General features: G+C 70.7%; 10 protein-coding genes. 2 read left to right on the forward strand and 8 right to left on the reverse strand.

The features are described from left to right. Window positions 1-1,257: adenosylhomocysteinase (ahcY, locus tag ACQKIP_RS04380; protein ID WP_427742125.1), on the reverse strand; the 1,257-nt coding region annotated here is incomplete at its 3' end. A gap of 428 nt (window positions 1,258-1,685) precedes the next feature. Here ahcY and ACQKIP_RS04385 point away from each other — a divergent pair. Further along, window positions 1,686-3,800: a fructose-specific PTS transporter subunit EIIC gene (locus ACQKIP_RS04385; RefSeq protein ID WP_365863699.1), complete on the forward strand. Its 2,115-nt coding sequence runs from the start codon at window positions 1,686-1,688 to the stop codon at window positions 3,798-3,800. Between the two features lie 78 nt (window positions 3,801-3,878). Here ACQKIP_RS04385 and ACQKIP_RS04390 read toward each other — a convergent pair whose 3' ends face one another. The 7 genes from ACQKIP_RS04390 to ACQKIP_RS04420 all read right to left on the reverse strand — a co-directional run bounded on the left by ACQKIP_RS04390 (window position 3,879) and on the right by ACQKIP_RS04420 (window position 11,582). After that, window positions 3,879-4,838, reverse strand: coding sequence for a cation diffusion facilitator family transporter (locus tag ACQKIP_RS04390; RefSeq protein ID WP_365863701.1), 960 nt, complete (start codon window positions 4,836-4,838; stop codon window positions 3,879-3,881). A gap of 116 nt (window positions 4,839-4,954) precedes the next feature. Beyond that, window positions 4,955-6,112, reverse strand: a complete 1,158-nt coding sequence (gene manA, locus ACQKIP_RS04395) for a mannose-6-phosphate isomerase, class I (RefSeq protein WP_365863703.1) — start codon at window positions 6,110-6,112, stop codon at window positions 4,955-4,957. Between the two features lie 84 nt (window positions 6,113-6,196). Beyond that, window positions 6,197-7,393 (reverse strand): SIS domain-containing protein, encoded by a 1,197-nt coding sequence (locus tag ACQKIP_RS04400; protein ID WP_365863704.1) that lies wholly within the window; start codon window positions 7,391-7,393, stop codon window positions 6,197-6,199. Between the two features lie 61 nt (window positions 7,394-7,454). Further along, window positions 7,455-7,631 carry a Trm112 family protein gene (locus tag ACQKIP_RS04405; RefSeq protein WP_190083431.1) on the reverse strand — a complete coding sequence of 59 codons (177 nt, stop codon included), beginning with the start codon at window positions 7,629-7,631 and terminating at the stop codon, window positions 7,455-7,457. Between the two features lie 209 nt (window positions 7,632-7,840). After that, complete coding sequence (locus ACQKIP_RS04410) at window positions 7,841-9,205, reverse strand: phosphomannomutase/phosphoglucomutase (protein ID WP_365863707.1); 1,365 nt, start codon at window positions 9,203-9,205, stop codon at window positions 7,841-7,843. A gap of 156 nt (window positions 9,206-9,361) precedes the next feature. Further along, window positions 9,362-10,978: an L-lactate permease gene (locus ACQKIP_RS04415; RefSeq protein ID WP_365863709.1), complete on the reverse strand. Its 1,617-nt coding sequence runs from the start codon at window positions 10,976-10,978 to the stop codon at window positions 9,362-9,364. 229 nt (window positions 10,979-11,207) lie between these two features. Beyond that, window positions 11,208-11,582, reverse strand: coding sequence for a DUF3499 domain-containing protein (locus ACQKIP_RS04420; protein ID WP_361393196.1), 375 nt, complete (start codon window positions 11,580-11,582; stop codon window positions 11,208-11,210). A gap of 365 nt (window positions 11,583-11,947) precedes the next feature. Here ACQKIP_RS04420 and ACQKIP_RS04425 point away from each other — a divergent pair, with 365 nt between their 5' ends. Beyond that, complete coding sequence (locus ACQKIP_RS04425) at window positions 11,948-12,421, forward strand: metallopeptidase family protein (RefSeq protein ID WP_365863710.1); 474 nt, start codon at window positions 11,948-11,950, stop codon at window positions 12,419-12,421. Window positions 12,422-12,455 lie beyond the last annotated feature (34 nt).

Genomic DNA, 12,455 nt, shown 5'->3' on the forward strand with positions numbered 1-12,455 from the left:
GGTCTGGACCGCGAAGGAGTTGGACATCACGAAGGACGGGTGGCCCGTCGCGTTGCCCAGGTTCAGCAGGCGGCCCTCGGAGAGGACGATGAGGACCTTGCCGTCGGGGAACGTCCAGGTGTGGACCTGCGGCTTGACCTCGTCCTTGACGATGCCGGGGATCTTGGCGAGGCCGGCCATGTCGATCTCGTTGTCGAAGTGGCCGATGTTGCCGACGATCGCCTGGTGCTTCATCTTGGCCATGTCCGAGGCCATGATGATGTCCTTGTTGCCGGTCGTGGTCACGAAGATGTCGACCTTGTCGACGACCTCGTCGAGCGTCGTGACCTGGAAGCCGTCCATCGCCGCCTGGAGGGCGCAGATCGGGTCGACCTCGGTGATGATCACGCGCGCGCCCTGGCCGCGCAGCGACTCGGCACAACCCTTGCCGACATCGCCGTAACCGCAGACGAGGGCGGTCTTGCCGCCGATCAGGACGTCGGTGGCGCGGTTGATGCCGTCGACCAGGGAGTGGCGGCAGCCGTACTTGTTGTCGAACTTCGACTTCGTCACGGCGTCGTTCACGTTGATCGCCGGGAAGAGGAGGGTGCCGTCGCGGTGCATCTCGTAGAGGCGGTGGACGCCGGTCGTGGTCTCCTCGGTCACGCCGCGGATCTCCGAGGCGAGCTGGGTCCACTTCTGCGAGCCCTCGGTGATGGTGCGGTTGAGGAGCTGGAGGATGACGCGGTGCTCGTCCGACTCGGCGGTGTCCTCGGAGGGGACCTTGCCGGCCTTCTCGTACTCGACGCCCTTGTGGACGAGGAGGGTGGCGTCGCCACCGTCGTCCAGGATCATGTTCGGGCCGCCGGTGGGGGTGTTCGGCCAGGTCAGCGCCTGCTCCGTGCACCACCAGTACTCCTCCAGGGTCTCGCCCTTCCAGGCGAAGACCGGGATGCCCTGCGGGTCGTCCGGGGTGCCGTTCGGGCCGACGGCGATGGCCGCGGCGGCGTGGTCCTGGGTGGAGAAGATGTTGCAGGAGACCCAGCGGACCTCGGCGCCCAGGGCGACCAGGGTCTCGATGAGGACGGCGGTCTGCACGGTCATGTGCAGCGAGCCCATGATGCGGGCGCCGGCCAGCGGCTGGGTGGCCGCGAACTCCTTGCGGATCGACATCAGGCCGGGCATCTCGTGCTCGGCGAGGGTGATCTCCTTGCGGCCGAAGTCGGCGAGGGAGAGATCCGCGACCTTGAAGTCCTGGCCGTTGATGAGAGTCGACATTGGTGAGCTGCTCCTCGTGGGATTGATCGAGGGTGGGTGGACATGGCTGACCTGCGACGACGGTACGGAGAAGCACCGGCGCGCAGCAGCGCAGTCCGTCGGAGGCCCTCTCTCCCTCGGCCGGTACCCGTACAGGCACCGCCCGACCGCCATCAGCAGCGACGTCTGGCTCGGTCACAAAGCTACACCGATTGGCCCAGCGAGCCCCAGCCCGCCTCCCCGGGGTGTCAGGACGGGCGGGGCGCCCGCCGCCGGGGGCAGTCGGGGGCCGGGAGGGGACGGCCAGGGTCACGGACAGGGCCTCGTACCTGCACATTCGGGACCTTTGCGCTTTTGAACCTGTGCGCGCGTGTTGCAGGATGCCTTGAGATCGGGAACATTTGCGCGATCTTGTTTGACGAAGGCGTTAAAGGCGTTAGGAGATCCACGTGACCCGTCCGGCCGATCCCCCCATAGGCGGTGACGGCGGCGAGCAGCAGAAGAAGCTCAAGCTGCTCGCCGTGACCGCCTGTCCGACCGGTATCGCTCACACGTACATGGCGGCGGAGAAGCTCTCACAGGCGGCGGAGAGCCTCGGCATCGACATGAAGGTGGAGACGCAGGGCTCCATCGGGGCCGAGAATGTCTTGACTGACAACGATGTCAGGGAGGCTGACGGCATCATCATCGCGGCCGACAAGGACGTCGACCGCAGCCGGTTCGCGGGCAAGCGCGTGCTGTCCGTCGGGGTGTCCGAAGGCATCAGCCGCCCCGAGCAGCTGATCGAGCAGGTGCGGAGCGCGCCCGTGCACGGCGGCGGCAGCGGCGCTGACGGCGGTTCCGCCGCGGCGGCCTCCGGCGGCGGAGGCGGAGGCGGCAAGGAGCGGAGCCTCGCGTACAAGGCGCTGATGAACGGCGTCTCGTACATGATTCCGTTCGTCGTGGTCGGCGGGCTGCTGATCGCGATCTCGCTGTCGCTCGGCGGACACACGGACCCCAAGGGCGGGCTCGTCATCCCCGACGACTCGTTCTGGATGCACGTCAACCAGATCGGCACCATCGGGTTCACGCTGATGGTGCCGATCCTGTCCGGCTATATCGCCTACGCGATCGGCGACCGGCCCGCGCTCGTGCCGGGCATGATCGGCGGCTGGATCGCCAACACCGGTGAGCTGTACGACTCCAAGGCGGGCGCGGGCTTCATCGGGGCCATCGTGACCGGCTTCCTCGCCGGTTATCTGGTGCTGTGGATCAAGAAGATCAAGGTCCCGAAGTTCGCCCAGCCGATCATGCCGATCATCGTGATCCCCATCATCTCGACCACGGCACTCGGGCTTTTCTTCATCTACGTCATCGGCAAACCGATCTCGTGGATCTTCGAGCATCTGACCAGCTGGCTCAGCGGCATGACCGGGACCAGCGCGATCCTGCTCGGCGCGATCCTCGGTCTGATGATCGCGTTCGACATGGGCGGTCCCGTCAACAAGACGGCGTTCCTGTTCGGCGCGGGGCTCATCGCGACCGGCAACCAGACCGTCATGGGCATGTGCGCCGCCGCGATCCCCGTCATGCCGCTCGGCCAGGGCCTCGCGACGCTGATCCGCAAGCGGCTCTACAACGAGCAGGAACGCGAGACCGGTCTGGCCGCCTTGTTCATGGGCTTCTTCGGCATTTCGGAGGGAGCGATCCCCTTCGCTGCCGCGCGGCCCGCGCAGGTCATCCCGGCGAACATGCTCGGTGGCGCCGTCGCCGGTGCGATCGCGGGTCTGGCGAGCGTGAAGGACGCGGTGCCGCACGGCGGTCCGATCGTGGCGGTCCTGGGTGCCGTGGGCGGCGTGCCGATGTTCTTCGTCGCTGTGGCCATCGGTGCCGTCGTCACCGCCCTCACCACGGTCACCCTCGTCGACCTCAGCGAGCGCAAGCGCCGCGGGGCACCGGTCGTCGACGTGCCGGGCGGGCCCGAGCCGGTGCTCGCGGGCGTGGGAGCGGGAGCAGGAGCCGTCGCCTCCGGGACGTCCGGGGCGTCCGCGGCGTCCGCGGCATCCGCCGGCCCGCAGAAGACGGCTGCCGCAGCCGCCCCCTCCCCCGCGCCCGTGGAGGACGACGGAGAAGTCCTCTCCGGCTATCTCACCGGGCAGACCGTGAAGGTCCAGTTGGACTCCGCCGACAAGGACTCCGCGATCCGCGAGATGGCGAACCTCCTTGCCGCCACCGGCAAGGTGAACGACGTCGAGGAGCTCGTGCAGACCGCTCTGCGCCGCGAGGCCCAGGGCACCACGGGGCTCGGCGAGGAGATCGCCATCCCGCACGCCAAGACCGATGCGGTGACCTCGCCGGTCGTCGGGTTCGCGCGGTCGTCCGAGGGCATCGAGTGGGGTGCCATCGACGGTACGAAGGCCAAGCTGATCTTCATGATCTCCGTGCCGGAGTCGGCCGCGGGCGACGAGCACCTGCGGATTCTCGCGCTGCTCTCGCGCAAGCTGATGGACACCGGCTTCCGGGAGCGGCTTGAGGCCGCGCCCGACGAGGCGGCGATCCTCGGGGTGCTGCGCGAGGTTCAGTAGCTCGGCAGTAGTTCCGGATACGGCGATGGGCCCCGCACCGTGCAGGTGCGGGGCCCATCGGCGTACGTACTCAGTGAATCAGTGACCGCCGGGCGACTTCGCCGGGTTGGTGCCCTCGGCCGCTGCCGCCTCGCTGTAGATGTCCGGCTCCAGGTAGATCACGCGGGCGATCGGTACCGCGGCGCGGATGCGCTCCTCGGCGGCGTTTATGGCGGCGGCCACCTCGGCGGCCGTGTCGTCGTGCTGGACGGCGACCTTGGCGGCGACGAGGAGCTCCTCGGGGCCGAGGTGGAGCGTGCGCATGTGGATGACGCGGGTGACCGTGTCGCCGTCGACCAGGGCCTTCTCGATCTTCTGGACTTCCTCGGTGCCCGCGGCCTCGCCCAGGAGCAGCGACTTGGTCTCCGCGGCGAGGACGATCGCGATCAGGATGAGCAGGACGCCGATGCAGAGCGTGCCGATGCCGTCCCAGACGCCGTCGCCCGTGCCGAGCGCGAGACCGACGCCGACCAGGGCCAGGATCAGGCCGACGAGCGCGCCCAGGTCCTCCAGGAGCACGACCGGCAGCTCGGGTGCCTTCGCACGGCGGACGAACTGCGTCCAGGTGAGGCTGCCGCGCGTCTGGTTCGACTCCTTTATGGCCGTGCGGAACGAGAAGGCCTCGGCGATGATCGCGAACACCAGGACGCCCACCGGCCAGTACCAGTGCTCGATCTCGTGCGGGTGCTTGATCTTCTCGTAGCCCTCGTAGATCGCGAACATGCCGCCGACCGAGAAGAGCACGATGGAGACCAGGAAGGCGTAGATGTAGCGCTCGCGCCCGTACCCGAAGGGGTGTTGCGGGGTCGCCTCGCGCTGCGCCTTCTTGCCGCCGAGGAGCAGCAGCCCCTGGTTGCCCGAGTCGGCGAGCGAGTGCACGCTCTCGGCGAGCATCGACGACGAGCCACTGAAGATGAACGCGACGAACTTCGCCACCGCGATCGCGAGGTTCGCGGCGAGTGCCGCGACAATCGCCTTTGTTCCGCCTGACGCGCTCATATGTGCCCGTTGTCCCTTCGCCTGCGTACGTTCCTCGTCCACCGCCGGGCGGTGCGCGCTGCTTTGCCCGCCCTTTGCGGTGGGTCATTGTTGCAGCACGAGGCGCTGGTGGTGCGTCAGGCCACCACAGTGGCACGGAAGACCGTGCCCACTCCGGACACTTCGGTCTTTTCGTCCGCGGGGACGAACACGGACTGTCCGGGCGTGAGTTCCCCGGCGTCGCCCACCCGGACCGAGCCCGCGACGCAGAGCAGGATCTGCGGGGTCGGGGCCGTGAGGTCGTGCGGTGCCGTCGCGCCCTCGGGCAGGACGAAGCGGGAGAGGCGGAACTCGTCGATCGGGGTTTCGTAGACCTCTTCGCCGTCGGGCGATGCCTCCGGGCGCAGGACGCCGGGATCGGTCGGCTCGAAGCGGACGATGCGCAGGAGTTCGGGCACGTCGACGTGCTTGGGGGTCAGGCCGCAGCGCAGCACGTTGTCCGAGTTGGCCATGATCTCGACGCCAAGGCCGTCGAGGTAGGCGTGCGGGACTCCGGCGCCCAGGAACAGCGCCTCGCCGGGCTGCAGCCGGACGTGGTTGAGGAGCATCGCCGCGATGACGCCGGGGTCGCCGGGGTAGTGGCGCGCGATGCCCGCGTACGGGGCGTAGACGCCGCCGATGCGCTCGGCGGCCTCGGAGACCTCGTTGACGGTGGCCGCCATCTCTTCCCGGTCCGCAGTAAGTACTGCCGTCAGGACCTCGCGCAGGGCGCCGTCCCCGGGCTTGGCGTGCAGGAGGTCGACGTACGGCTTCACGGAGTCGACGCCGAGTCCGGCGAGGAGGTCCGCGGCCTCCACGGGGTCGCGGAAGCCGCAGAGGCCGTCGAACTCCGTGAGGGCGCAGATCAGTTCGGGCTTGTGGTTGGCGTCCTTGTAGTTGCGGTGCGGGGCGTCGACCGGGACGCCGCGGCTCTCCTCGTCCTCGTAGCCCTCGCGCGCCTGCTCCAGGTCGGGGTGCACCTGGAGGGAGAGCGGGGCGCCCGCCGCGAGGATCTTGAGGAGGAAGGGCAGGCGCGGGCCGAACTTGGCGACCGCCGCCCTGCCGAGCTCGCGCCCCGGGTCCTCGTCGATCACCTCGTCGAGCGGACCGCGCTCGGTGCGCGAGGGCGCGCCGGGGTGGGCGCCCATCCACATCTCGGCCTGCGGCTCACCGGTCGGCTCGACGCCGACGAGCTCGGCGATGGCGGTGGTGGAGCCCCAGGCGTAGGGGCGGATGGTGTTGGTGAGGCGGTCCACGGAGGGGGTCTCCCTTACGTACGTGCGCGGTGCGGGTGCGAGTGCGGGGGCGTGCGGATCGTGCAGCTCATGAACGGGCTGCGGTCATGATCCGTCCCTCGGGGCGAGCGACAGGTAAACGGCGGCGAAATCCGTGACGGCGATCAGCTCCGCGAGGGTCTCCAGTTCGTCGCCGTCCTCCGGTTCGAGCTCGCTGATCGCGACGTCGTGGCCGTGGGCGAGCTCGCGGGCCGCGGGGGCGGCGCTGAGGCCGCCCGCGTCCACCGGGCGGTCGCGGAGCAGGACGACGCGGGCCCGCAGGTGCTGGGGTTCCTCGACGCGGTCGCGGAAGAAGTCGTCGCCGTCGGCGCCGGGGGCCAGGTGTCCGGCGAGCAGGGCGCCGTGCGCGGGCAGCGCCTCGGGCAGCTCGCCCGCGACCGCCGGGTGCCCTGCGAGTTCGGCGAGCGTGGCGGCGAAGCGGCGGCCGACGGGGCCCGCGAGGCGGTCCTCGGTCCAGATCACCGGCAGGGCTTCGGCGAGTTCGGCGGCGAGCGTCTTGGCGGGGTTGCTGTGCGTCGCGACGACCGGACCGCAGCGTTCCGCGACGTGGTCGAGGCGGTCGGCGATCTTCTCCAGGGTCTCGGCCGGTGCGGTGATCAGGCCGGTGCGGTCCAGGAGGATGAGCAGCGGGACGAGAAGGGCCCAGAGGGTGGCGGGGGCGGACGCGGCGGCCTCGTCGTCCCGGCGGCGCGCTTCGTACGAACCGGAGGCGCGCTCTCCGTCGTGCGGGGCTTCGTACTCCCCGTACGGGGATGTGGCCATCGGGACCGTGAGGCCGTGCGAGCCTTCGACGCCCTCGGCGAGCGGGGTGCGGGCGGGGGCGACGGCCACGACGGTGCAGCCGCGGCGGTATGCCTGTTCGGCGAGGAGTTCGAGGCCCGGTTCCGTGCCGTCCGGGGTGGCGACGAGCAGCAGGTCGAGGGGGCCCGCCCAGCCGGGGAGCGCCCAGCGCAGGGCGCCTGCGGCGGGGGCGACGCCGGTGGGGGCGAGGCGGATCACGGGGCAGCCCGCTCCCGCGAGGGTGCCGAGCAGGTCGGCCACGCAGGTGGCGGCGGTGCCGGGGCCCGCGATCAGGATGGCGCGGGGGCGGCCGTCCGGCTTGAGCTGCGTGAGGCCTGCCTCCGTGGCGTGCCGGACCGCCGTACGGACGCGGGCTCCTGCTTCTGCGGCGCCGCGGAGGAGGCCGCGGCGGTCCGCCACGGCGAGGGCCTCGGGGGCGTCGAGCAGCGATTCGTCGAGCATGGGTCGGGCCTCCGATTCGCCGGGCGGCGAGCGGGGCGCCGCCGGTCGCGCTTTCCGGGCTTCAGGCGGGGCGGCGGGCCTCGTCGACGAGGAGTACGGGGATGCCGTCGCGGACGGGGTAGGCGAGGCCGCAGTCCTTGCCTTCCGCCGTGCAGACCAGCTCCGTGTCCGCCTCCTTGAGGGGGGCGTGGCACGCCGGGCAGGCGAGGATCTCCAGGAGGCCGGCTTCGAGCGGCATGGGGTGGGTCCCTTCGAGCGGGTCGGGGTGCGGATGTCGCCTGCTCAGCGTACCTCTGGCCCCTGGGCCTCAGGGTGTGTACCAGGCGGGGCTTCGCCCCGGCCTCCCCCGGGGTGGGACTGCCACGTCGTTCCTTGTCTGCGGGCCGGTGGGCGTTTGTGCCCACCCGTTCCGCCTTGCGGAACGCCTGCCCGCGGACGCGGTGGCTGTCAGGCCCTGATGATCTTCAGGGCCTCGTCCCTTGTTTTTGTCATCGTCTGCTCGTCCTTTGCCTCTACGTTCAGGCGCAGCAGGGGTTCTGTGTTGGAGGCTCGGACGTTGAACCACCAGTCCGTTGCCGTGACCGTGAGGCCGTCGAGTTCGTCGATGGTGACGCCCTCCTGAGCCTCGTACCTGGCCTTGATCGCGGCGAGGCGGGCCGTCTGGTCGTCGACCGTGGAGTTGATCTCGCCGGAGGCGGCGTACCGGTCGTACTGGGCGACGAGGGCCGACAGCGGGCCGTCCTGGCCGCCGAGTGCCGCGAGGACGTGCAGGGCGGCCAGCATGCCCGTGTCCGCGTTCCAGAAGTCGCGGAAGTAGTAGTGCGCGGAGTGCTCGCCGCCGAAGATGGCGCCCGTCTTGGCCATCTCCTCCTTGATGAAGGAGTGGCCCACCCGGGTGCGGACCGGCGTGCCGCCGTTCTCCCGCACGACCTCGGGCACCGACCAGGAGGTGATGAGGTTGTGGATGACCGTGCCCTTGCCGCCGTTGCGGGCGAGCTCGCGCGAGGCGACCAGCGCGGTGATCGCCGACGGGGAGACGGGGGCGCCGTCCTGGTCGACGACGAAGCAGCGGTCCGCGTCGCCGTCGAAGGCGACACCGAGGTCGGCACCCTCCTGGCGCACCCGCGCCTGGAGGTCGACGATGTTCTTCGGGTCGAGGGGGTTGGCCTCGTGGTTCGGGAAGGTGCCGTCCAGCTCGAAGTACATCGGTACGAGCGTCAGCGGCAGGCCCTCGAAGACCGTCGGGACGGTGTGCCCGCCCATGCCGTTGCCCGCGTCTACGACGACCTTGAGCGGGCGGATGGCGGTCAGGTCCACCAGGCCCCGCAGATGCGCGGCGTAGTCCCCCAGGGTGTCGCGCTGGGTGAGCGTGCCGGGGGTGGCCGCCGGCTCCGGGGCGCCCGACTCCGACCAGCCCTCGACCAGGGCGCGGATCTCGGCGAGGCCGGTGTCCTGGCCGACCGGGGCGGCGCCCGCGCGGCACATCTTGATGCCGTTGTACTGCGCGGGGTTGTGCGAGGCCGTGAACATCGCGCCCGGCAGGTTCAGCGCACCCGACGCGTAGTAGAGCTGGTCCGTCGAGCACAGGCCGATCTCGGTGACGTCCACGCCCAGTGCCGCGGCGCCGCGCGCGAAGGCGCGGGCCAGGCCGGGCGACGACGGCCGCATGTCGTGCCCGGTGACGATCGCGTCCGCGCCCGTCACCTTCGCGAAGGCCGCACCGAACAGCTCGGCCAAGGTCTCGTCCCACTGGTCCGGGACCACCCCGCGCACGTCGTACGCCTTCACGATCTGGGACAGATCAGCAGTCACGGCCAACCCTCTCTGCAGGTTCTGCGAGTTCAGCGAATCCGGCGAGTACTCGTCGGCGACCCCAAACTACCCGCAACTGCCGACAACCAGCTGTGAACGTCATGAAGCCATGATCATTGCGGGTCGTCGTCTGGTTCCTCCGTCGTCAGGTCCTCGTCACGGCAGCATCCAGCCGAGCACCGCCGTGCTCTGCCCCACCACGATCAGGCACATCACGAGGAGCAGCCCCAGGCTCCAGGGCAGCACCTTGCGCAGCAGGTCGCCCTCCTTGCCCGCGAGCCCGACCGCCGCGCAGGCGATCGTCAGGTTCTGCGGGGAGATCATCTTGCCGAGCACGCCGCCCGAACTGTTGGCGGCCGCGAGCAGTTCGGGCGAGAGCCCGGACTGCTGGGCCGCCGTCACCTGGAGCGCCCCGAAGAGCGCGTTGGCGGAGGTGTCCGAGCCGGAGACCGCGACGCCGAACCAGCCGAGCACCGGCGACAGGAAGGCGAGCCCCGCGCCCGCCGCGGCCACGAAGTGGCCGATGGTGGCGGCCTGTCCGGACAGGTTCATCACGTAGGCGAGGGCGAGCACGGAGGTCACCGTGAGGATCGCGAACCGCAGTTCGTGCACGGTCGCCGCCCATTCCCGTAGCGCCACGCGCGCGTGCACCCCGATGACGGCCGCCGTGGCCACCCCGGCGATCAGCACGAGCGTGCCGCCCGTCGCCACGAGCGGCAGCGAGAAGAGATTGCCGCCGACCGGGTCGCCGTCAGGGTTCGCGACGTTCAGGAAGGGCCAGTCGAAGGTCTGTGTCGCCTTGGCCAACAGGTCCTTCACGGGCGGGATCTGGGCGACGGAGAAGATGGCGACGATGAGCGCGTACGGGGCATAGGCGCGCAGGATCTCGGGGCGCGGGTCCTCGCGGTCCAGGTCTTCGCTGCGTACGCCGGTGAGGACCGCGACGCGTACGGGTTCCGACGCGGGCCTGCGCGCGCTCGGCACCGCCACGAGGGCGGCCGCGCCCGCCAACGCCGCCCCGATGTCGGCGAGCTGGGCGGAGACGTAGTTGGACGCGGCGAACTGCGCGGCTGCGAAGGCGAATCCGCAGGCCAGGGCGGGCAGCCAGGTCTCGCGCAGGCCGCGCCGCCCGTCCACGAGGCCGACCAGGAGCAGCGGTACGACGAGGGCGAGCAGCGGGGTCTGGCGGCCGACGACCGTGGCGACGGTGTCCAGCGGAAGCCCGGTGACCTGGGCGAGCGTCACCACGGGCGTGCCCATGGCGCCGAAGGCGACGGGCGCGGTGTTGGCCACGAGGGCGACGACCGCGGCCTTGACCGGGTCGAAGCCGAGCGCCACCAGCATCACCGCGGAGATGGCGACGGGCGCCCCGAAGCCGGCCAGCGCCTCCAGGAGCGCCCCGAAGCAGAAGGCCACGACGAGGGCCTGGATGCGCGGATCGTCCGAGAGCCGTCCGAAGGAGCGGCGCAGGATGTCGAAGTGCCGGGTGCGCACCGTCATCCGGTACACCCACAGGGCGTTGACGACGATCCACAGGATGGGGAAGAGCCCGAAGAGGGCGCCTTGCGCGGCGCCGGACGCCGTCTGGCCGAGCGGCATCCCGTAGACGAGCCAGGCGACCAGGGCGGCGACGCCGAGGCCGATGAGCCCCGCGCGGTGGGCTTTCATGCGGACGACGCCGAGCAGGACGAGGACGGTGAGGAGGGGCAGGGTCGCGATGAGGGCGGACAGGCCGAGCGAGTCGGCCACGGGCTCCAGCTGCTGCACGTACACGGACGGCTCCCCGGTTTCCGTGATGCGGAAAGTGATCTCTCACGAGTGGGGGAATGGTCATGTCGGCGCCATGGGCACGTCAATGGGTCGTACGCGAGAAGTTGTTCAGCGCTAAACGACAGGGGTCTACGAAGCGGGGCGTACCGCAAGGAAGAGCAACGAAGAGCGAGGAAGGTGGGGGAAGGCGGGGAAGGGCGGGGAAGAAGAACGGGGAAGAGCGGAGACCCGCTCAGGAATCCGGTGAGCGCAGCACTCGCAGATGGCCGCGGCGCGCGACCTCCGTCGGGTCCGCCCTGCGAGCGCCGCCGCCCGCCTCTGCCGCGCGCTCCTGCGGGCGGGCCGCCTCACGCACCGCGTTGGCGAGCGCTTCGAGGTCGTCACCGCTGGGGCGGGCGGGACCGGAGGCGTCGGCGAGGCGGACGACCTCCCAGCCGCGGGGCGCGGTGAGGCGCTCGGAGTGCTCGGCGCACAGGTCGTAGCAGTGGGGTTCGGCGTAGGTGGCGAGGGGGCCGAGGACCGCGGTCGAGTCGGCGTAGACGTACGTCAGCGTCGCGACGGCGGGACGGCCGCAAGCGGTGCGCGAACAGCGACGTACAGGGCTCACGATGTTGGACGGTACCGCACTCTTGAGCGGGCCGCGACGACGCCCCGCGAGGTCACCCCAATGTGTCGTGCCGTACGCCCCGCCACGACCCGTTCGTGCGACGCCTCTCTGACCTGCGGTGACACAAGAGGCCTGGGTGGTCAGTGGTGTTGAATCCGGTCACCGCTTGGCGCAAAACACGTCACTCGTCGCGAGATCGACTGCGCCCGGGAGAGATGGAATCGAGCCCGAGCCTGACCGGAATGGTCATCCGGCGACATGCGGCGCCGCGTACGGACGCCCCACGGAAGCCATGCGGAAGCCATGGGGAAGCCCGGTGGAAGCTGTGCGGAAACAGCGATCTCGAGGACTACTCTTCGTCAGTGATGGACGACCCCGTACAGCCCCCCACCTCAGACCCGAGGCCCCGCCGTCGCGACCGCCACGGCAGGGGCATGCGCGGCCCCGTGGCGCCTCCCCAGGTGCCGCTGTCCGCGAGCCGCGCCGAGGTCTTCACCGACCTGGTGCAGGACTCCGTGGAGCGGCTGGAGCGGCGCTGGCCCCAGCTGACCGAGATCGAGTTCCTGGTGCTGGAGGTGCCCGCCCTGGGGCAGGCCCCCGGTTCGGGCGCCGGCCAGGGCGAGGACGGCTGGAGCGACGACATCGTGCCGCTCGGGGGCACGGTCGAGGCCACCGAGGGGCGGCCCGCCCGCGTGGTGATCTACCGGCGCCCGGTGGAGATCCGCACCAAGGGGCGTGAGGAACGGGCCGCGCTGGTCCACGAAGTGGTGGTCGAGCAGGTCGCCGAGCTCCTGGGCCTCTCGCCCGAGTCGGTCGACCCGCGCTACGGCGAGGACTGACCGCTCCCCCGCGCCCCGATCAGCCCGCGCCCCG

Origin of the sequence: Streptomyces sp. NPDC059900, from assembly GCF_050270335.1 — a bacterium.
In the GTDB taxonomy this organism is placed as follows: Bacteria; Actinomycetota; Actinomycetes; order Streptomycetales; family Streptomycetaceae; genus Streptomyces.

What these genes read in the sequence shown, in the direction of transcription:
- ACQKIP_RS04390 (WP_365863701.1), bottom strand. Translation starts at nt 4,838, where the DNA reads ATGAGCGCGTCAGGCGGAACAAAGGCGATTGTCGCGGCACTCGCCGCG.
- ACQKIP_RS04400 (WP_365863704.1), bottom strand. Translation starts at nt 7,393, where the DNA reads ATGCTCGACGAATCGCTGCTCGACGCCCCCGAGGCCCTCGCCGTGGCG.
- ACQKIP_RS04405 (WP_190083431.1), bottom strand. Translation starts at nt 7,631, where the DNA reads ATGCCGCTCGAAGCCGGCCTCCTGGAGATCCTCGCCTGCCCGGCGTGC.
- ACQKIP_RS04425 (WP_365863710.1), top strand. Translation starts at nt 11,948, where the DNA reads ATGGACGACCCCGTACAGCCCCCCACCTCAGACCCGAGGCCCCGCCGT.